Source organism: Streptomyces sp. B21-083 (assembly GCF_036898825.1).
Taxonomy (GTDB): Bacteria; Actinomycetota; Actinomycetes; order Streptomycetales; family Streptomycetaceae; genus Streptomyces.
The window spans coordinates 3,807,866-3,828,549 of the sequence record NZ_JARUND010000001.1 but is presented as its reverse complement, the minus strand read 5'-3'; the positions used below and the strand labels follow the sequence as shown (position 1 = coordinate 3,828,549).

The window sequence follows — 20,684 nt, the reverse complement described above, 5'->3', positions numbered from 1 at the left end:
GGGCGTGAGTGTGAATGTCTCCGAGAAGCGGCCGTCCGTTTCGGTCCGGTCGGTGCGGCGCGTAATCCTTGAAGCGGTGAAATTCGGGGCCGTCGGCGGCAGCGGCGTGCTCGTGAACTTCCTGTTCTTCAACCTGCTGCTGCACGGGCTCGGTTGGCGGGCGATGACGGCCACGGTGCTGGCCAGCCTCATCGCCATGGGCTCGAACTATCTGGGCTTCCGCTATTTCACGTACCGGGACAGGGCCTCACGTACCAGGCAGCAGATCGCGCTGTTCTTCGTGTTCAGCGCGATCGGCATCGCGATGGAAAGCGGGCTGTTCTACATCGGTTATCACGGTCTGGGATTGCATGGCCCGGTCGAGTCGAATGAGGTGAAGGGCGTCTCGATCGTGCTCGCTTCGGCGTTCCGCTTCCTCGTCTACCGCACCTGGGTATTCCGCCACTAGGACCTGTCCTAGGCGGCGCGGGCGGGCTTGGCCGCCGGGCGGTTCGTGAAGGCCTCGTACTCCTTCAGTACGTCGTCCGTCGGGCCGTCCATGCGCAGCTCGCCGCGTTCCAGCCACAGGACGCGGTCGCAGGTGTCGCGGATCGACTTGTTGTTGTGGCTGACCAGGAACACCGTGCCGGCGTGCTTGCGCAGCTCGCGGATGCGTTCCTCGGAGCGCATCTGGAAGGACCGGTCGCCGGTGGCCAGCGCCTCGTCGATCAGCAGTACGTCGTGGTCCTTGGCGGCGGCGATGGAGAAGCGCAGCCGGGCGCCCATGCCGGAGGAGTAGGTCCGCATCGGCAGGGTGATGAAGTCGCCCTTCTCGTTGATCCCCGAGAAGTCGACGATGCCCTGGTAGCGCTCCTTGATCTGCTCGCGGGTCATGCCCATCGCGAGACCGCCGAGGTAGACGTTGCGCTCGCCCGTCAGGTCGCCCATCAGGGCCGCGTTGACGCCGAGGAGGGAGGGCTGGCCGTCCGTGAAGATACTGCCGTTCTCCACGGGCAGCAGTCCGGCGACCGCCTTGAGCAGTGTGGACTTGCCGGAGCCGTTGGTGCCGATCAGGCCGACGGCCTCGCCGCGGTAGGCGACGAAGGAGACGTTCTTGACGGCGTGCACCTTGCGCACACCGGCCGCCTTCTCGCTCTGCTTGCGCCGCATCATGCGGTTGAGGGCGGCGGTCGCGGTACCGCGTCCGGCCCCCGTGCCGTTGACCCGGTACACGATGTCGACGCCGTTGGCGACGACGGTGGGAATCTGCTCGTTCGGGTTCTCAGCCACGGCCGTACGTCTCCTCAGCCTTCCAGAAGTAGATGAAGCCGCCGACGCCCGCGAGCAGCGCCCAGCCGGCCGCGATCGGCCAGACGTGCGCCGGGAGCTGGCTGGAGTGGTAGCTGTCGATCAGGGCGAAACGCATCAGGTCGATGTAGATCGCCGCCGGGTTGGTCTCCAGCATCACCACCACCACGTGCGGCAGGTTGTCCTTCTTCCCCAGCTTGTCGAGGCTCCACATGACCCCGGACACGTACATCCAGGTGCGCAGCACGAACGGCATCAGCTGGGCGATGTCCGGCGTCGAGGCGCCCATCCGGGCCATGATCATCGACACGCCCGCGTTGAACACGAACTGGAGTACGAGGGCGGGGATGACCAGCAGCCAGGAGGCGGTGACGGGGATCCCGAAGCAGAGCAGGATCACGATCAGCGCGCCCATCGAGAACAGCAGTTGCTGAAGCTGCTGGATACAGAACGAGATCGGCAGGGCCGCGCGCGGGAAGTGCAGGGCCCGGACGAGACCGAGGTTGCCGGCGATCGCGCGGGTGCCCGCCATGATCGAGCTCTGGGTGAACGTCCAGATGAACACGCCCGTGACCAGGAACGGGATGTAGTCCGGCACCCCGTGCTTGGTGCCCAGCAGGACGCCGAAGATGAAGTAGTAGACCGCCGCGTTGAGCAGCGGGGTCATCACCTGCCACACCTGGCCGAGCTTCGCCTGGCTGTACTGGGCGGTGAGCTTGGCGGTGGCGAACGCGGTGATGAAGTGGCGCCGTGCCCACAGCTGGCTGATGTACGTGCGCAGGGTGGGACGGGCGCCGCTGACCGACAGGCCGTGCCGGACGGCGAGCGCCGTGAGGTGGTCGCCGGCCTGTGTGACGCCTGGGAAAGGTGGCGTGGACTGGGGCGGTGTGTCGAGGGCCTGGCTCACATCCGCTGCTTTCGCTCGGGGGGAAGGGGGTGCGCGACCGGTTCCCGTCGCAGGCGTCCCCCGCCGGTTCCTTGGGGTTCCTTACGCGATTCTTGCCATACTCTTACGTCGGGACGGGACCGTATCGTCGTGACGGGAGCGTATTCCGATTCGGCGTCGGAACGCAACCGTTTCGTCGTCACGCCTCTATGCTGGTCCGTATGACGACGAACACCGACGAGCCCGGGACCGCACCGGCACGGACCCGCCGCCGGGCCCCCGCCGGAGCCGCCGTACTGCGCGAGGACGTGACGGAGGCGATCCGGGCGGCAGTGTTCGAGGAACTGGCGGCCGTCGGATACGCCCGGATGTCGATCGAGGGCATCGCGCGCCGGGCGGGGGTCGGCAAGACGGCGGTGTACCGGCGCTGGCGTTCGAAACTGCACCTCGTGCTGGACCTGGTCTCCGCGATCGCCGTGCAGGGGCTCCCGGCGCCGGACACCGGCACGCTGGAGGGTGATCTGCGGATGCTGTACGAGCTGACGTCCCGCGCGCTGCGCCACCCGGTGGCCTCGCAGGTCATCCCCGACCTCCAGGCGGAGGCGGCCCGCAACCCGGAGATCGCCGACGCCATGCAGAAGGCGCTGCGGGAGGGGCAGGAGGGCGTCGCCAGCGGGATCGTCGCGGCGGCGGAGCAGCGGGGCGAGGTCCGTTCGGGCATCGACCCCGACCTGGCCCTCGACCTGATCTCCGGGCCGCTCTACTGGCGCTCGGTGGTGATCCGGAACCCCAAGCTGCCGAAGGGCTATCTGGCGTCGCTGGCCCGGGCGACCGCGGCGGCGCTGCAGGCGCTGTGACGGTCTGACGGGTTGACGGTCTGATCCGTACGACCGAAGCGGGCGGGAAATCGGTGTGGCCGGCCACACCGGCACCCGGGAGCAGGCTCTCCCGTGCGCCTGCCGCCTCGTCGCCCGGCCTGATGACCATATGGAGGACGTCGCGGAGGACACTGCGGCAGGCGGCGCGGGCCACGGTCCGGTCGGGCCGCCGGGTCCTAGCCTGCGCGCATGGCGGATTCCCCAGCTTTCCCCGCCTCCGGATGCAGCCGGAGCCAGCCCGCCCACGCCGAGGTGATCATGTCCTGGACGTCGTGCTTGGCCTTCCAGCCCAGTTCCACGGCGATGCGGTCGGCCGAGGCCACGACTCGCGCCGGGTCGCCCGGGCGGCGCGGGGACACGATGGGCGGCAGCGTGTGGCCCGTCGTCTCGTTCACGCGCTCGATCAGCTCGCGGACCGAGACGCCCTCCCCCCGGCCGATGTTGAGGGTGAGATCGCGGCCGGGCGTCGCCTCCAGCGCCCTGGCGGTCGCCACATGGGCCTCCGCCAGGTCCGTCACGTGGATGTAGTCCCGTACGCAGGTGCCGTCCGGGGTCGGGTAGTCGTCGCCGAAGATGCGCGGGGGTTCATGGGCCGTCAGGCGTTCGAAGATCATGGGGATGATGTTGAAGACGCCCACGTCCGCAAGCTCCGGGGCCGCCGCGCCCGCCACGTTGAAGTAGCGCAGGCTCGCTGTCGACAGGCCCGTCGCTCTGCCCGTCGCGCGGACCAGCCACTCGCCCGCGAGCTTCGTCTCGCCGTACGGGCTCATCGGTGCGCACGGCGTGTCCTCCGCGACCAGGTCGCCGTCCCGCGCGGCTGACGGCATGCCGTACACCGCCGCCGAGGACGAGAACACGAAGGACGGGACGCGGGCCGCCGTGACCGCGTCCAGCAGGACGCGCAGCCCCTCCACGTTCTCCCGGTAGTAGTGCAGGGGGCGGTCCATCGACTCGCCCACCTGCTTCTTCGCCGCCAGATGGACCACGCCCGTCACCTCGTGGTCCCGCAGGGCCCGCGCCACCCGCTCTCCGTCCAGGGTCGAGCCGACCACCAGCGGGACGCCGTCCGGGACGCGCTCGGCGATACCGGTGGACAGGTCGTCGTACACCACGGCTCGGGTGCCCGCTTCGGTCATCGCGCGCACGACGTGCGCCCCGATGTAGCCGGCGCCGCCGGTGATCAGCCAGGTCATGTGCGGCCGTCCCCTCGTGTGGTGGTGTGGTCGGACGGGTCGAATGCTCGCTTCGACTTTGTCAGTTAACTCCCGTTAAGCCGCACTTGGTTCCCGCTCGGGGAGTGGACGGGCGGAAGAAGGCGACGGAAGCAGAACCCCGGCCGGGCGGGTCGAGCGCCACAGCCGTACGAAGGACAGGATCGCCGCCCCGCCGAGCAGACCGTTGCGTACGACCATCACCGTCACCCCCGTCCAGGTGCAGTGCGCGACCTCCGCGTACAGGACGGGATAGTCGAGGCCGCTGACCGCCGACGCCGCCACCAGCAGCCATGCCACCGGGCGCTGGCCGGTGTGCCGCGAGGTCAGGCACACGGCGGCGAGTCCGAGCAGCCAGACCATGTACTGCGGGCTGATGACCCTGCTGGTGACCGTGAAGAGGAGTACGGCGGTCAGCGCCGCGTCGAACGGCGTCGCCTCCGTCCAGTGCCCGGCCCGCACCCGCCACAGCAGCAGGAACCCGAACGCCACGGCGGTCAGGGCGAGGGACAGTGCCGCCACCGCCGAGACGTACGGGCCCACGAACTCCATCGCGCCGTACTGGTAGCGCACGCGCCCCTGCCATCCGGCGCGCGTGGCGAGGGAGAGCGCGGTGCCGCCGAACGACTCGATCTGCACGCCCCGCCCGCCCTGCTGGCGCAGAAAGGAGAAGGGGTTGCTGAAGACCGCCGCCAGGAGCGCCAGCGCGGCCGTCGCCGTGACCGCCCCGGACGTCCACGCCGACCGGCTCGTACGGCCCTTCGGCATCCCCAGCAGCACCAGCGCCGGCCAGACCTTCACCAGGGCGCCCAGCGCCGCGAACGCCCCGCACGCGCGCGGGGACCGCGACAACGTCAACAGGGAGATGACGGCGAAGGCCGTGACCTGCACGTCGTAACGCGCGAGCGGCACATGGAGGAGGAGTGGCAGGCTCGCCGTCCAGTACACGGCGCCGTGCAGGGAACGGCCCGGGCGCGTTCCCGCGCGCGTGAGGGCGAACAGGATCAGCGCGTCGGCGGCGAGCGTGAGCAGCACGAACGCCTCGAAATACGTCAGCGTCGGCAGCAGCGCGGGCGACAGGAGCACCGGACCCGCGCCCGGTGGGTACTGCCACAGCTTGTCGTCCACCGGGAACGCGCCCTGGGTGAGGACGCCGTACCAGCGGAAGTACAGCCGCTGCACCTCACGTGCCACGCCACCGCCGCCGAGCAGCGGGAGGCCGTCGTGAACCAGCAGCCACAGCATCAGGGCACGGGAGGCGGCCCAGCCGAAGGCGAGAGTGAGGAGGCGGGTGAGGGGGGTGGAGGTGGGGGGTCTCGTCACGGCCGGATCGTAAACCGGATGAATGCCGCATTCACGTCAATACATCATCGAACTGTCATTTATCTCCTATCAATCACCGTCAAAGATCCTTTAAGCGCACAAAATCAGGCCCGTGATCAACAAGCCGATGAACAAGGAGATGAACAAGAAGCCAGCCGCCGTCGCGGTCCCCGTGATCCCCATGGCCGTCATGCTGGTGATCGGCTGCTGGGGACTCGACCGGGGCGGCATGTGGCGTGACGAGGCGGCCACCTTCCAGGTCGCGCGGCGCACGGTGCCGCAGATCTGGCGGCTGCTGCACGAGGTCGACGCCGTGCATGGCCTGTACTACCTGCTCATGCGGCCCGTCCTCGCCGTCCACCCCGGCGAGGTCCTCCTGCGGCTCCCCTCGGTCCTCGCCGCAGCCGCCACCGCGGGCCTCGTCGCGGCCCTCGGCAGCCGCCTGGCACGCCCCCGCGTCGGCCTCTGGGCCGGGCTGCTGTACGCGGTCAATCCGATGGTCGGCCACTACGCCCAGGAGGGCCGGTCGTACGCGATGGTCGCCGCCGGCGCGACCGGCGCGACGCTGCTGCTCCTGCGGGCGGTCGGGGGCCGCTCCTGGATGCCGTACGGCGTGGTCCTCGCCTGCACCTGCCTCCTCCACGAGTTCGCCGTACTGCTGCTCCTCGCGCATGCCGCCACCCTCGCGCTCGCCCGCGTCCCACGGCGGGTGTGGGCCGGCTGGCTGTGCGCGGCGGGCGCCGTGACGTCGGTGCTGCTTCCGCTGGCGCTGCTCTCGCACTCCCAGTCGGCGCAGGTGGCCTGGCTGCGGCCGCCAGGACAGGGCAGTGTGGACCAGCTCGTACGCCAGTTCACCGGCCCGACGGACGGGGTCCTCGTGCCCTGTCTGGTCCTCATGTACGTGGCGCTGCTCCACCCCTGGAGCATCAGCCCCGGCCGGGGACCGTCCCTCCCCGCCGTCGCCCTCCCGCTGCTCATCGTGCCGCCCGCGATCCTCATGACCGTCTCGCAGTGGTCGCCCCTCTACGACGCCCGTTACGTCCTGTACGCCCTCGCCGGCGCCCCCCTCCTCGTCGCCGCCGGGGCCGATCGCGTCGCGCGGGCCCTGCCGCGTCCGCCCCGCGCGACCGTCGCCGCGGCCGGGGTGCTCGCGGTGGCCCTCGTCTGCGCGCACCAGCTGCCGCTGCTGCGGCAGGACCGTTCCATGGCCCAGCGCGGCGGCGACAACCTCGCCGTCGCCTCCGCGCTCGCCGCCCGTGAACTGCGCCCCGGCGACCCGGTGTTGTTCCTGCCGGCCATCGGACGGCGCTCGGCACTGGCGTACCCGAAGGGATTCCGAGGGACCCGGGACCTGGCCCTCGCCGAGTCCGCGCGCACGTCCGGCACGCTGTACGGCGTCGAGACGGGCCCGGCCGAGCTCCGGCGCCGGCTGGCGGGGCTGGACCATGTCTGGCTGGTCGCCGAGCCGTACACCCTCCGCCCCGGCTGGCACCCGGACAGCCCGACCGAACGGACCAAACTGGCGCTGGTGGAGAGGGAGTTCGAGCCGAGGAGGGAGCTGACGGGAAGCGGGGTGACGCTGCGCCTCTACGAACGCAGGCCCACGACAGCGCCCTAAAGGGGCGCGGGGAACCGCGCGACCAGCCACAACGGCGCCGCAGCCGCCCCACGAGCGAGCGCTACGCCCCCAGCGCTGCCGCGTCCAGAGCGACAGTGAGCTCGTCAAGACGGGCCCGCAGCGCGCGGATCTCGTCCACGTCGAAGCTGGTCGCGGCGACGATACGGCGCGGCACCTGAAGCGCCCGCTCGCGCAGCGCGAGGCCCTCCTCGGTCGGTCGCACCTCGACCGACCGCTCGTCCCGGGCGCTGCGCTCGCGCCGGACGAGACCGGCCGTCTCCAGCCGCTTGAGCAGCGGTGACAGGGTGCCGGAGTCGAGGCGCAGGTGTTCGCCGACCTTCTTCACGGGCAGTTGTCCGTGCTCCCACAGCACGAGCATCACCAGGTACTGCGGGTAGGTGAGCCCGAGGTCCTTGAGGACCACGCGGTAGACACCGTTGAAGGCGCGCGAGGCCGCGTTCAGGGAGAAGCAGATCTGCTGGTCGAGACGGAGGTAGTCCTCGGCGGAGGTTGCTGACATGGCTCCAGGATACCTCCTTGCCCGCCATCTAGTTGTGCACAATTAAATTGTGTGCTCTAATCATCTTCATCAAGGAACCCCGCAGGGGGCTCCCCGAGAAGCTCTGATGTTGATGAGTTCGATGAGAGGGACGGCTTCCATGGACGCGATCTACACCGCAGTCGCCACCGCCACGCACGGCCGGGAGGGCCGCGCGGTCAGCTCCGACGGCAAGGTCGACCTTGCGCTGGCCATGCCGGTGGAGCTGGGTGGCAACGGTGCCGGAACCAACCCGGAGCAGCTCTTCGCCGCTGGTTACGCCGCCTGTTTCGGCAGCGCGCTGGGCCTGGTCGGCCGCGGTGCCAAGGTCGACGTCAGCGACGCCGCCGTGACCGCCGAGGTCGGCATAGGCAAGCAGGGCGAGGGCTTCGGCCTCAAGGTCACCCTCCGCGTCGAGCTGCCCGACACCGTCGACGCGGAGACCGGCCGCAAGCTGGTCGAGCAGGCCCACCAGGTCTGCCCGTACTCCAACGCCACGCGCGGCAACATCGAGGTCGACCTCGTCATCGAGTAGTACCCGCCGAGTAGTACCGGTCGACGATACGTCGGTCAGGAGCCGTTGAGGACGGGCGTGCCGTCGGTGCTGGGCTGCGGGCGCGGCACGCTCGCGAGCGGAACGCTGGCGAACGCGTCCGCCGCCGACGGCACCGGGTGGCGCTCGGCGAGCGGAGTGACCGGCGCCTGCCCGGTCGTCCCGCCCAACACCAGTCGCTGCACGACCCGTTCGGCGGCGCGCCCGTCGTCGTACGGACAGAACCGCTCGCGGAACGCGGCCCGCAGCTGCGCGGAGCGCGACCCGCGCCAGTGGCCGGTCGCGAAGATGTCGATCAGCTCGTCCTCGCTGCGCGCGATCGCGCCCGGCGGGAAGGCCCGCAGGTCGAAGTACGTGCCACGGGCAGCCTCGTACGCCTCCCAGTCGTCCGAGTGGATCACGATCGGCCGGTTCAGGTTGGCGTAGTCGAACATCAGCGACGAGTAGTCGGTCACCAGCGCGTCCGAGGCCAGACACAGTGACTCGATGCTCGGATGGTCGGTCACGTCGATCAGCCGGCCGCCGGAGGCGGGTGCCGGCGGGGCGTCGTAGATGTGATGGGCGCGGGCCAGCAGTACGTAGCGCGGGCCGAGTTGGCGCAGGACGCGGTCCAGGTCGAGTGTGTGCCGGGGGCCGCGCAGATAGTCGCGGTGGGTGGGCGCGTACAGGATCGCGACCGAGCCCTCGGGGATGCCGAGCGACTCGCGCAGCCGGGCCACGTCCGCCGAAGTCGCCTGCTGGAACACGTCGTTGCGGGGCTGCCCGGTTTCGAGGGTGGTGTAGCCGCCGGGGAAGACCCGCTCCCATACGAGGGTCGAGTGGCGGTTGGCCGACAGGCAGTGGTCCCAGGTGTCGACGTCCGCGACGAGTTCCGTGAAGTCGGTGTCACGGGCGGCGGCCGGCCGGTCCTGGAGGTCGAGGCCCATGCGCTTCAGCGGGGTCCCGTACTGGGTCTGGATCACCGTCTGGCCGGCCCGCTTCACGAATCGACTGTCCCAACTCCCGTTGTTCACGAGGTACTTGGAGCGGGCCAGCGCCGTCCAGTAGGCGGCGGTGCCCGGACGTACCCGGGCGGTCGCCGTCGGGAGCGTGTGATGGTGCTCGGGGCGCGCCACCCACGCCGTCCGCATGCCCGGCACGAAGGAACGGAACGCGGCTTCCAGTGCGCCGGGGTTGCAGCCGTACCCGCGCCCGGAGTGACTGCTGAATACGGCCCGGTCGTACCGCACCGGCAGCCGCCGCTGAACCCGGTAGTGCAGTCGCAGCGCGGCCGAACGGACGCCGCGCGCAAGGGACTTGACGAAACGGGTGAGGTTCCTGCGCAGGGCGGACGCGAGCCGGACCACCCGATACGTGCGATAACTGCCCGTCCGGACGAGCAGGTGCCGGAGCCGGGCGTGCAGCGGTACGGCCGCGCCCGGGGTGCGGTAACGGCGGTAGTGGTCCCGGGACCTGCGCAGGAACTCGGCGCGGGCGGTGCGCGGCAGCCGGTCGGGGCGGGCCAGCACCGACATCAGCTGGTCGACCATCCGGCGGAACAACACCGGCCGCCAACGCGTGAGTTCGGGGCGCTCGTCGACGAACGCGAAGACACGGTCGTACTGCTCGTGGATGTCGAAGTGCCCCTGAGCCGAGGGAGTGCTGCCGATCTGCCGCTGCCTGCGGTGGTGGACGCACACCCGGTCCAGGGTCGCCATCGACTCGGCGGCGAGCAGCGAGGGGACCGTCCAGGGGATGTCCGCACAGGCACCCGCCGGGAAGGTGAGGCCCTCGCGCTCGACGAACTCCCGCCGGTAGGCCTTGTTCCAGGCCACCAGCGGGAGTTTGAGCAGCAACGGCCGGTCGTCGAGCCGGAACGGGACGGGGCCCTGCTCGGTGAGCTGATGGAGGAACGGGCTGCGGACGGTCTCGCCGGTCCAGAGGGCGTGCGCGTGGTCGTAGACGAGAACGTCCGGGTCACCCGCCTCCTTGATCCGGTCGGCGATCGCCCGCAGGGCGTCGGGGGCGAGGGTGTCGTCGCCGTCGACGAAGACGAGATAGTCGCCGGTCGCGCGCTCGACGCCCGCGTTGCGCGCCGCGCCCACCCCGCCGTTCTCCGGGAGGTGGACGGGGCGCACGCGGCCGTCGCGCGCCGCGAACTCGTCGACGAGCGCACCACAGGCGTCGGGCGAGCAGTCGTCGACGGCGATGACTTCGAGATCCGGATACGACTGGCCGAGCACCGATTCCAGGCACTCCTGCAGATACGCCTGAACCTTGTACGCGGGGACGATGACACTGAACCTGGGCAAGGCACATCCATGGGTCGGTGGGTCGACGCGGGCCTACTGCCCGGGAACGGCCGATGGAGTGACTTGGTTACGCCGATTGCGGCATGTGGGGGACAAGGGTGTTTGGACCCGTAACCCCCCAAGTGGGATGCTTATCCGTTTACTTACTCCCTCGCTTACTTGACCGCGCCCGCCATCACCCCCGACACGAACTGCCGCTGGAACGCGAAGAACACTGCCAGCGGAATCACCATCGAGATGAACGCGCCCGGCGCCAGTACCTCGATGTTGCTGCCGAACTGACGTACCTGCTGCTGGAGCGCGACCGTCAGCGGCTGCGACTGCGAGTCCGAGAACACCAGCGCGACCAGCATGTCGTTCCACACCCACAGGAACTGGAAGATCCCCAGGGACGCGATGGCGGGCGCGGCGAGTGGCAGGACGACGGTCGCGAACAGCCGCATCTCGCCCGCGCCGTCCAGCCGGGCCGCCTCCAACAGCTCGCGCGGGATCTCCGCGAAGAAGTTCCGCAGCAGGAAGATCGCGAACGGCAGCCCGAACCCCACATGGAACAGCACCACCCCGATGATGTCGCCGAAGATCCCGATCTTCCCGAACAGGTCGGACAGCGGGATCAGCGCCACCTGCACGGGTACGACGAGCAGCGCGACGACGACCAGGAACCACCAGTCGCGCCCACGGAAGTCCATCCACGCGAAGGCGTAGCCGGCCATCGCGCCGATCATGACGACCAGAAGGGTCGCCGGGACCGTGATCCAGATGGTGTTGAGGAGCGAGCTGGTGATCGCGTCGTTCTCCAGCAGCGTCCTGTAGCTCTTCGCGGTCAGCTGCCCGGGAGCCGTGAAGACCTTCCACCACCCGGAGGTGGAGATGTCCGTCGGGTCGCGGAACGACGACACGAGCAGCCCGAACGTCGGCACCATCCAGACGAGCGCGACGAGGATGAGGAAGAACCGCATCACCCCGCCCGCGGCGCCGGCGGCCACACGGGCGGCGACGGAGCGCCTGGCGCGTACGGGCCGGTCGAGGTGGGGATCATGGGTCGGGTCGAGGGTCGGGTCGAGAGCCGTCACCGCTGGCGCTCCTTCCTGAGTCGACGCAGATTGACGAACATCACCGGCAGGACGAGCAGCAGCAGAATGACGCCGATCGCGCTGCCGACGCCGTAGTTGCCGCCCCCGCCGAACGACGACAGGAACAACTGGAGCGCGAGGACGTTGGCATCGTCCTGACTGGGCTGTGGGGCGATGATGTATACGAGGTCGAACACCTTCATCACGTTGATCATCAGCGTGACGAGCACGACGACCAGCACGGGTGCGAGCAGCGGCACGGTGACCCGCCGGAACACCTGCCACTCGTTGGCGCCGTCGACCCGCGCCGCCTCCAGCAGATTCCGGTCCACACCCGCGAGGCCCGCCGCGATGAGAACCATCGCGAACCCGGCCCACATCCAGGTGTAGCTGCCGATGATGGCCGGGGTGACCAGGGTCGGCCCGAGCCAGTCGATCCCGTTGTAGGAGGCGGCGAAGTTCGAGCCCGGCAGGCGTAGTTGGGCCCCGTCGGCGTCGGCGGGCAGAGTGAACGTCCCGTCGGCGCCGCTGGTCGCCGAGGCGACGACCTTCCCGTCCTTCACGGCCTCGACCTTGACGCCCTTCAGCGCCTTCTCGCCCGGGTCGACCTGACCCTTCGTACCGCCACCGCCGAGCTTGAAGTCCAGCCAGACGGTGCCGCTGATCCCGGAACCGGAGGCGCCGGCCGCCTTCGCGTTCTCGGGCGTGCCGGGGAGCTTGTTGGGGGCGATGCCCACGAGGGGCAGCAGCGCCGGGGTGCCCGGGCTGACGGTTCCGGTGGAGGTGAACGAGCCGCCCCCGGACGACTTGAGGTCGCTCGCCTGCGCGTTCGGGCGGGCCTTCGGATAGACGGAGGAGTCCACGAAGGCGTCGTGCACGGACGTCACGATCGCGTTGGCGACGCCCTGGTCCGGGTCCTGCTCGTAGACCAGGCGGAAGATGATGCCCGCCGCGAGCATCGAGATCGCCATCGGCATGAAGACGATCAGCTTGAACGCCGTACCCCAGCGCACCCGTTCGGTCAGCACCGCGAAGATCAGACCGAGCGCGGTGACGAGGGCGGGCGCGACGGCCACCCAGATCGCCGTGTTGCGTACGGCGGTCAGCGTGGCGTCGTTCGTGAAGATGTCGCCGTAGTTCTCCAGGCCGACGAAACCCGATCCGTCGGCGTCGTACAGGCTGCGCCAGACGGAGTAACCGATCGGGTAGACGACGAGCGAGCCGAGCAGGACCAGGGCGGGCAACAGGAACAGACCTGCCACCCACCAGCGGGTGCCGGTGACGCTCTTGGCCTTGACCGGGGCCGGGTTCGTGATGACGGCCGTATTCGTGGTGACGGTCGGCTTGTTGTCTCTCTGCGACTCCATGCCGGTGCCGTCAGCCGTTCTTGTACGCCTTGGCGGCGTCGGCCTCTAGTTGCTTCTGGGTGCCCGCGACGTCCTTCGGGTTCTTCAGGAAGTCCTGGAGGTCCTTCCACTCGCCGACGCCCTGGGTACCGCCGAAGGCGGCCGGGGCCTGGTCGGACATGTCGAAGCGGAAGTCGTCGCCGGCCGCGATGAGGGCCTTGGCGATGTCCCGGGTGACCTGGTCCTTGTACGTCGACTGGTCCATCGCCTTGCTGGGCGAGAGGAAGCCGCCCTGCGCCGCCCAGATCTCCGCCGCGTCCGTCGAACCCAGGAACGTCAGCAGGGCCTGGGCGCCCGCGCCGCCCTTCAGGGCCACGGCGACGTCGCCGCCGCTGACGACGGGTGCCTGGTCGCCGACCGCCGGGAACGGGAAGACCTTCGCGTCCGTGCCGAGCTTCGCCTTCGTGTCCGCGTTGATGTTGGCGGCCACGAAGTCGCCCTCGAAGACCATCGCCGCCGGGGTGTCACCGGAGAAGGTCTGGGTGACCGACTTCGGGAACTCGGTCGCCAGCGCGCCGGAACGACCGCCCGCGAGGAGATCGTCCTTGCCCCAGAGCTCGGCGAGGGTGGTCAGGGCGTCCTTGACGGAGGGATCGGTCCACTTGATCTTGTGCTGGGCGAGCTGGTCGTACTTCTCCGGCCCGGCCTGCGACAGATAGACGTTCTCGAACCAGTCGGTGAGGGTCCAGCCGTCGGCGCCGCCCACGGAGACGGCGGGAGAACCGGCGTCGGAGAGCGTCTGCGCGGTGGCGATGAAGTCCTTCCAGGTGGTGGGGGTGTCCGTGATGCCCGCGGCCTCGAACGCGGCGGTGTTGTACCAGACCAGGGACTTGTTGGCGGCCTTGACGTAGATGCCGTACTGCTTGCCCTCGAAGGCGCCGAGTTCCTTCCAGCCGGCGTCGAAGTTCTTGTCGAGCTGGGCCTGGGCGTCCGCGCCGAGCGGCTTGAGCCAGCCCTTCTCGGCGAACTGGTGCAGTACGCCCACCTGGGGCAGGAACGCGACGTCCGGGGGCTTGCCGCCCTGGATCTTCGTACCGAGGAACGTCGAGGTGTTGTTGCCGGTCGGCACGAAGTTGACCTTCGCGCCCGTTCGCTTCTCGAACTCCTTCAGGACCTTGGTGAAGTTGTCCTGCTCGGGTCCCGTCCAGACGGCGGCGACTTCTAACGTCTGGCCGTCCAGTTTGGGGAGCTTGACGGAGGCGGAGGTGTCACCGCCGGTGCCCGTGCTGGTGTCGGCTTTGCCGCCCGGGTCGTCGTCGGAGCCGCAGGAGGCGAGGGTGAGGGCGAGGGCGGTGGCGGAGAGGGCGGTCAGGGTGCGTGTACGAAGGATGCTGCGCATGTCTGCCCCGTTCGTCGTTCGGCGTTGAACGTGTTCGGCGCTGTCCGTGCGGTCTGGTCTACGCCGGGTCGTGGGGGTCGGCAAGTGCGCCTGGGGTGTCAAGCGGGTGATCGTGACCGCGTCGTGTCCTTTGTTCCCACCCACCCACCCGTCTCGGCCCGTTAGCAAGGTGCCCCCGAAACGCCTTCCCACGCACCCGGCGTCCAGCCCAGGCAGAGTTTTTCCCACCCACCCGCCCGTTCACCGCATCTGTCCAGCCCAGGCCCCACCCTCAGCCTGTTGGGGGTCCCCCCTCTGGGGGAGTTTGAGGACAAGGCCCCGTTCAGGGCCGTAGCCCCCGGGTCACAACAGTGACGGCACTTCTGTCGCCGACACCGAGCGGGCCGCTCGTTCCAGGGCGCTGGCCAGCAGGGCCAGGTCCGTGGGCCCGTTGCCCAGCTCACGCACCGGCCGCCGCGCCGGCGGATCCCCCATCCGCTGCCAGTCCAGCGCGGCGACGGTCGGCCGCAGCGTCGCCGTACGCGGGATACGCCCCGTCACCCGCCCCCCTTGGAACGGGATGCCCCTTCCGTCCGCCCCGCTCAACCGCCCCCGCCCGGCCGCGGGTTCGTCCGGCCCCGGCGCGGGCGCGTCCAGTACGACCCGCAGCGACGCCCCCCGGGCCAGTTCCGTCTCCGCGGTACGCCCACCGACGCCCGCTGCGGCCACCAGATGCACCCCGAGCCGCTCGCCCTCCCGGGCCACCGCCTCCAACGCCCGCACCACGGACCCCGCCGACGGCCGCCCCGGCGACCCGAGCGCCGGCGACACCAACGCGTCCAGATCGTCCACGACCACCACGAGACGGGCCAGGGGCGGTGTCTCCGTACGCCGCCGACTCGCCGCCGGCCGCAGACGCAACGTCGAACTGGGGGGCGTGTCGAGATCCCCGGCCCCGCCCCCGGACATCTCCACCCTCGCACCCGCACTCGCGCCCGCGTTCGAGCCATGAGTGCCCGACCCCGACCCCGACCGCTGCGGCCCGATCCGGCCGGACAGTTCGCGCCCGGTGTGCCACTCGGCGAATCCGACCCGCCCGAGCAGCTCGGCCCGGCGCTTCAGCTCGGCGCTGAGCGACTGGGCGAACTCCCGCATGCGGACAGGGTCGTTGGCCGTGAGGTGAGTGCTGACATGCGGAAGCTCGGTGCACACCCGCAGACCCTCGCCGTGCTGCGCGCCCCCGCTTCCACCTGTGCCGTCCCGGCCGTCCATCAGCACGATGCCCAGCCGGTCGGGCCGCTCGGCGGCGGCCAGCGACGCGACGACCGCCCGCAGCAACTCCGTACGCCCGCTGCCGGGCGGCCCCTCGATCAGCAGGTGGGGTCCCTCTGCCGCGAGATCCACGCCGACGGGCCCGCGCGGACCGGCGCCGAGGACGGCCCAGGCCCGGCCGCCGAGGGTCTCCTTGTCGTCGGCCGCGTCCGCCCAACGGGCCATCAGGGACGCCGGGGTGGCCCGGGCGAGCCCCAACTCGTCGAGCAGCCGGGCCGCTTGCGGCAAGGGTGCCGAGACGCGTTGCTGCCGTGCCCCGGCGGCACCGTCGGTGCGCAGCGGAGCCAGCGCCCGCGCGAACCGTTCGGCCCAGGCCAGAGACACGGCGTCCACGGCGGCGACGGAGCCCTGTCCGACCAACCCGGCGCGCCCGGCGCTGCCGGCGGTCGAGGGGACCTCCGCGCCAGGCATGTCCACCTCGGCGGCGCCGGTGCGCCCAGGAGTGTTCGCTCCCGCCCGGGCCACCCGCATCACATGCAGCGCGGTGGCCACGTCGCCGCTGAGCAGCGCCACCGCCCCGCACTGACGGAACGGGGGCGAGGCCGCGCACGCCGCCTCGTACGTCTCCGTCACCGGGGACGCGGGCGACGCCGCCTCCGTCTCCGCGAGGCACAGGACGTGGATCCCGGCCCGCGGTCCTTCCTGCGCCAGTCGCGCCACGGCCTCCCGGACCGCAGCGCCGCCAGGGTCCCCGTCCACGACGACCACGGTGTACGGGCCCGCGAAACCGTCCGCCGACTCGGCGGGGTCGTCGTCCCGGGCCCAGGAGGGCCGCCGGGCCGCTCCCCGGTCACCCGGGGCACTGACGTCCGGTTCTCCGTTGGCCTCGGCGGGGCCGGCGGGGCTTTTCGCCGCCGCCTCCGCGTCGTGGTCCTCCAGGCGCCGCAGGAGTTCGTCGGCGCGGGCCGTGGCCTGTTCGCGGTCGTAGGCGAGGAGGAGACGGCAGTCCTGGCCGTGCCCTGGGCGCAGATGCGGGAGCCAGCCGAGCCAGGCCCACTCGGCGGTGCGCTCCTCGGGAGTGCGCGAACGGTCCGTGCTGATCAGGACGATTTCGAGGGCCTCGGGGGAGTGCAGCGCCGTCAGTTGGGCCACCACCGCGCGGGCCAGCCCCGCGAGCCGCGCCCGTGGCCCCGCCAGCCCCAGCGCCCCGACCTCACGCAGACCGGCGGTCACCGGTACGGCGGGCAACAGCCCGGAGCCGTCGGGCGCGGCCCGGTCCGCCGTACCGAGCCGGACCGTGAGCGTTTCCGGGTGTCCCGGGCCGCGCTCCCAGAGCCGGGGGCCGGGGCCGAGGGCCGTGAGCAGCAGCGCCGCCGGGTCGGGCCAGCTCTCCGGTGCCTGCGCCGGGGCCTCCGCGAACGCCGGGGCCTCCTGGTCGGACGCCGGCTCCTGGTCGTCGTACGCCTCGCCCTCGGACGGCTCCTGCTCCGCGCGCCCGCCGGTCAGCCGGCGCGCCCACTTGGAAAGCCCACCGCGCTTGCGCACGCCCTGCGGGATGTCCGTCCCCCGGAGGGGCGTCCCCTTGCGCCCGCTGCCCGCGGCAGCCTCCGCGTCCGGCGGGTCGGCCGCGTCTGCCCTGGCTGCCCTGTCTGCGTCCGTCTCCTCGTGAGCGCGGGCTCGCGGTACCGCCGTAGCGCCGGACATCGACCCCGGCAAGAAGAGCCCGGCGCCGTGGGTCTCCCCGGCACCGCCCGATGCCCTGGCCGTGCCCGCCGCGCCGGTGGAGCCCCGGTTCTCGATCCGCGGGGCCGGGCCCTGCCCCGGGACGAGCGGCTGCGCGGCCTGCGCCGAGCCCCGCGCACCGGGTGCCTCGGACATGCCCCCGGCCGCTCCCCAGCTCGCCGAACCGTAGGCGTGACGGGTCTCACCGGAGGGCGGCTTCGTTGTGCCGCCCGGCTGCACGCGCGCGTGGGACGGATGGGACGCGGACGGAGACGGGGACGGGGAAGAGGAAGAAGAGGGGGGCGAGGATGTCGTGGCGGAGGCCGCCGTGCTCCCCGAAGCCCTCGCGTGCCCTTCGGCGACGCTCACGCGTATGTGGCCCTCGCCGTCAGGGGTCGTGTCCACGCGGGCGCCCGCGTCGCCGGGCGGCGTCAGCCGCAGGGCCGACTCGCCGATGCGCAGCAGCGCGCCCGGTGCGAGGCGGACCGGGCGGGTGCCGAGGCGGGCGCCGGACAGCGTCGTGCCGTTCGTCGAGTCGAGGTCCGCGACCGCTATGCGGCCGTCCTCCGAGACCGTGACCGCGCAGTGCAGCCGGGAGACGTCCGGGTCGTCCAGGGGGACGTCGGCGTCGGCGGAGCGGCCGATGGTGATCTGGCCGCCGTGCAGAAGATGGACCCCGCCCGCGTCCGGACCCGCGACCACGTGCAGCTGGGCCGCCACCTCGTCCGCCTCGGGGTGCGGCTCCGGCTCGGCCGGGGTGCCCAGGGCGAGGACGGCGCCGTCGACCAACGGGGGCTCGCCGAGGGTGCAGCGCTGGGTGTCGAGGCGCTGGTCGCCCGCGTAGAGCACCACCGCGCCGCCGCTCTCACGCTCCCGGCCGCGCTCGGGCAGGGCCGAACCCCCGTCACCCGCGACCACCGATGCCAGGGCCGAGGCGACCGTGGCCAGCGCCGTGCCGGCGGGGGCGGTGATCACCACGTCGCAGCTCGCGGTACGCGCCCACGGCTCCGAGGGCGGCCCCAGCGGGTCTACGACGGTCAGCCGGATCTGCATCGCCGTCAGCGGTCCCTTCTGCACGGACACCCGTAAAGGAGGACGAAGCCACGCCACGGGTCCCACCACCGCGGACTTCCCCCACCGCACACGAGCACGTAGGCCAGTACTGGAGGCATCCTCGCACCTGCCACTGACAACGCGCCCGCCCCCCACCCATAAGTGATCTTGAATGGTCGCCTCTGCCCGTAAAAGTGCCTGCCCAGTGACCGGCGACTGTCCGTTTGGGATCGGTTTGGTAATCGATTTGAGATCGGTCACGTTCGGGATTAGGCAACCGGGGGGACCGATCGAGACGTCTTTCCCATCGACTTTCCGACGACTTTCCGGCTTCTTTCCGTCGAACGCGCGAAGGAGGCCGTACGTAGCCGTCTGTGGAGGCGGCCGTTGCCCAGGGCGTCCTGAGGGCGCGGCACTACAGTGGGACGGAAACACCGTGTACGGGATGTACGTATGTAAGGGAGCCACGACGTGCGGCCGGTAGGGAGCAAGTACCTCCTTGAGGAGCCGCTGGGACGCGGCGCCACAGGCACCGTCTGGCGTGCCCGCCAGAGGGAGACCGCGGGAGCCGAGGCGGCCGTGCCCGGCCAGCCCGGCGAGGCCGTCGCGATCAAGGTCCTCAAGGAGGAGCTCGCCAACGACGCGGACATCGTGATGCGCTTCCTGCGCGAGCGGTCCGTGCTGCTGCGGCTGATCCACCCGAACATCGTCCGCGTCCGGGACCTGGTGGTCGAGGGCGATCTGCTGGCGCTGGTCATGGACCTCATCGACGGCCCCGACCTGCACAAATACCTGCGCGAGAACGGTCCGTTCACGCCCGTCGCCGCCGCCCTGCTCACCGCCCAGATCGCCGACGCGCTCGCCGTCAGCCACGCCGACGGTGTCGTGCACCGGGACCTGAAGCCGGCCAACGTCCTGCTCATGCAGGACAACGGCCGGATGCACCCGATGCTCACCGACTTCGGCATCGCCCGCCTCGCCGACTCCCCGGGCCTCACCCGCACCCACGAGTTCGTCGGCACGCCCGCGTACGTCGCCCCGGAGTCCGCCGAAGGCCGTCCGCAGACCTCCGCCGTCGACATCTACGGCGCCGGCATCCTGATGTACGAGCTGGTCACCGGCCGTCCGCCGTTCGGTGGCGGGTCCGCCCTCGAAGTGCTGCACCAGCACCTCACCGCCGAACCGCGCCGCCCGTCGACCGTGCCCGAACCCCTGTGGACGGTCATCGAGCGCTGCCTGCGCAAGAACCCGGACGAAAGGCCCAGCGCGGAGAACCTCGCGCGCGGGCTGCGTGTGGTCGCCGAGGGCATCGGCGTCCACGCCAACTCGATGCAGATCGCGGCGGCCGAAGGGGTCGTCCACCTGCTCGCGCCGGATCCGGCGCCGACCGCGGTGCCCGGGTCGGGCGACCCGACGCAGGTGCTGCCGTACGGGGCGGGCGCCCCGGCGGCGTACGACCCGAACGGCGCCACCAGCGTGCTGCCGCACACCGGGGGGCCGGGTGGGGCGGGGGCGATGGGCGCCATGGGCGCCGCTGACCCCACAGCCGTCATGCCGCCCGTGCCGCAGAACCAGCCTGGCGGCCCCGGCGGATCCGGCGGGCCCGAGGAGCCGCACCCCTGGCAGAACCAGCTGCGTGCCGCCCGGGACCGCAACGAGCAGACGCAGGTCCAGTACCTGGACCCCGGCGAGGACCCCCTGCGCCGCCGGCCCCAGCGGCAGCCGGGCCGGCCGCCGCAGCAACAGCCCCAGCAGCCGCCGTACCAGCAGCAGCAGCCGTCGCGTCAGCAGCAGCGGGGCCCGCAGCCCCAGCCCGGTTACGGCTATCCGCAGGGGCCGGGACAGGGCCAGCCGCCCCAGCACCAGCAGTACGCGCCCCAGCGTCAGCAACAGCCGCAGCAGCCCCAGCAGCGGTATGCGCCCCCAGCGCCTCAGCAGCCCCAGCGCCCTCAGCAGCCCGAGGGCCGGCCGCCGCGCGAGCCGAGGGAACCCCGGCAGCGCAGCGCCAACCGGATGAAGATCCCGGGGCTCGGCTGCCTCAAGGGGTGCCTGTTCACGATCGTCATCCTGTTCATCGCCGCGTGGCTGATCTGGGAACTGAGCCCGCTGCAGGGGTGGATCGGGTCGACGAAGGGGTTCTTCGATCAACTCGGCGACTGGATCAACACGGTCAGCGGGTGGATAGGGGACCTGGGTGGGGGCTCCGGAGGCTCCGGGAACTGAGGGACTCGCCTGGGCGGTGATCCCCGGTGGGT

The 20,684-nt window shown here is 71.2% G+C and carries 15 protein-coding genes; 5 read left to right on the top strand and 10 right to left on the bottom strand.

The features are described 5' to 3' along the window. Positions 1 to 4: 4 nt before the first annotated feature. Positions 5 to 448 carry a GtrA family protein gene (locus QA861_RS17135; RefSeq protein ID WP_334589186.1) on the top strand — a complete coding sequence of 148 codons (444 nt, stop codon included), beginning with the start codon at positions 5 to 7 and terminating at the stop codon, positions 446 to 448. Positions 449 to 456: 8 nt separating this feature from the next. On the opposite strand, the gene QA861_RS17130 is transcribed toward QA861_RS17135, so the two are convergent. After that, complete coding sequence (locus QA861_RS17130) at positions 457 to 1,269, bottom strand: ABC transporter ATP-binding protein (RefSeq protein WP_334589185.1); 813 nt, start codon at positions 1,267 to 1,269, stop codon at positions 457 to 459. Further along, positions 1,262 to 2,194: an ABC transporter permease gene (locus QA861_RS17125; RefSeq protein WP_334589184.1), complete on the bottom strand. Its 933-nt coding sequence runs from the start codon at positions 2,192 to 2,194 to the stop codon at positions 1,262 to 1,264. Before QA861_RS17125 ends, QA861_RS17130 begins: the two co-directional genes overlap by 8 nt. A 200-nt stretch (positions 2,195 to 2,394) precedes the next feature. Here QA861_RS17125 and QA861_RS17120 point away from each other — a divergent pair, with 200 nt between their 5' ends. Next, complete coding sequence (locus QA861_RS17120) at positions 2,395 to 3,030, top strand: TetR/AcrR family transcriptional regulator (protein ID WP_443041497.1); 636 nt, start codon at positions 2,395 to 2,397, stop codon at positions 3,028 to 3,030. Between the two features lie 197 nt (positions 3,031 to 3,227). On the opposite strand, the gene galE is transcribed toward QA861_RS17120, so the two are convergent. Together galE and QA861_RS17110 are read right to left on the bottom strand one after the other, a co-directional pair. Further along, a complete protein-coding gene (gene galE / locus QA861_RS17115; RefSeq protein WP_334589182.1) occupies positions 3,228 to 4,244 on the bottom strand; it encodes a UDP-glucose 4-epimerase GalE in 1,017 nt (338 codons plus the stop codon). A gap of 75 nt (positions 4,245 to 4,319) precedes the next feature. Continuing rightward, a complete protein-coding gene (locus tag QA861_RS17110; protein ID WP_443041496.1) occupies positions 4,320 to 5,585 on the bottom strand; it encodes a glycosyltransferase 87 family protein in 1,266 nt (421 codons plus the stop codon). A 112-nt stretch (positions 5,586 to 5,697) separates the two neighbouring features. On the opposite strand from QA861_RS17110, the gene QA861_RS17105 reads away from it, so the two are divergent. Then, positions 5,698 to 7,203: a glycosyltransferase family 39 protein gene (locus QA861_RS17105; protein WP_443041495.1), complete on the top strand. Its 1,506-nt coding sequence runs from the start codon at positions 5,698 to 5,700 to the stop codon at positions 7,201 to 7,203. Positions 7,204 to 7,264: 61 nt separating this feature from the next. Here the strand turns inward: QA861_RS17105 and QA861_RS17100 are convergent, their stop codons facing one another. After that, the gene (locus QA861_RS17100) at positions 7,265 to 7,723 is read right to left on the bottom strand and encodes a MarR family winged helix-turn-helix transcriptional regulator (RefSeq protein WP_334589181.1); all 459 of its coding nucleotides are present in this window, start codon (positions 7,721 to 7,723) and stop codon (positions 7,265 to 7,267) included. A 139-nt stretch (positions 7,724 to 7,862) separates the two neighbouring features. On the opposite strand from QA861_RS17100, the gene QA861_RS17095 reads away from it, so the two are divergent. Further along, positions 7,863 to 8,276 (top strand): organic hydroperoxide resistance protein, encoded by a 414-nt coding sequence (locus QA861_RS17095; RefSeq protein ID WP_319092563.1) that lies wholly within the window; start codon positions 7,863 to 7,865, stop codon positions 8,274 to 8,276. 35 nt (positions 8,277 to 8,311) lie between these two features. Here the strand turns inward: QA861_RS17095 and QA861_RS17090 are convergent, their stop codons facing one another. The 5 genes from QA861_RS17090 to QA861_RS17070 all read right to left on the bottom strand — a co-directional run bounded on the left by QA861_RS17090 (position 8,312) and on the right by QA861_RS17070 (position 18,429). After that, on the bottom strand, positions 8,312 to 10,585 hold the full coding sequence (locus tag QA861_RS17090) for a bifunctional glycosyltransferase/CDP-glycerol:glycerophosphate glycerophosphotransferase (RefSeq protein WP_334589180.1): 2,274 nt from the start codon (positions 10,583 to 10,585) through the stop codon (positions 8,312 to 8,314). 155 nt (positions 10,586 to 10,740) lie between these two features. Further along, complete coding sequence (locus QA861_RS17085) at positions 10,741 to 11,544, bottom strand: carbohydrate ABC transporter permease (protein ID WP_334590599.1); 804 nt, start codon at positions 11,542 to 11,544, stop codon at positions 10,741 to 10,743. Between the two features lie 110 nt (positions 11,545 to 11,654). Further along, on the bottom strand, positions 11,655 to 13,025 hold the full coding sequence (locus tag QA861_RS17080) for a carbohydrate ABC transporter permease (RefSeq protein ID WP_334589179.1): 1,371 nt from the start codon (positions 13,023 to 13,025) through the stop codon (positions 11,655 to 11,657). Between the two features lie 10 nt (positions 13,026 to 13,035). Next, the gene (locus QA861_RS17075; RefSeq protein ID WP_334589178.1) at positions 13,036 to 14,403 is read right to left on the bottom strand and encodes an ABC transporter substrate-binding protein; all 1,368 of its coding nucleotides are present in this window, start codon (positions 14,401 to 14,403) and stop codon (positions 13,036 to 13,038) included. 342 nt (positions 14,404 to 14,745) lie between these two features. Next, complete coding sequence (locus QA861_RS17070) at positions 14,746 to 18,429, bottom strand: FHA domain-containing protein (protein ID WP_334590598.1); 3,684 nt, start codon at positions 18,427 to 18,429, stop codon at positions 14,746 to 14,748. 471 nt (positions 18,430 to 18,900) lie between these two features. On the opposite strand from QA861_RS17070, the gene QA861_RS17065 reads away from it, so the two are divergent. Next, complete coding sequence (locus QA861_RS17065; protein WP_334589177.1) at positions 18,901 to 20,652, top strand: serine/threonine-protein kinase; 1,752 nt, start codon at positions 18,901 to 18,903, stop codon at positions 20,650 to 20,652. Positions 20,653 to 20,684: the final 32 nt, after the last annotated feature.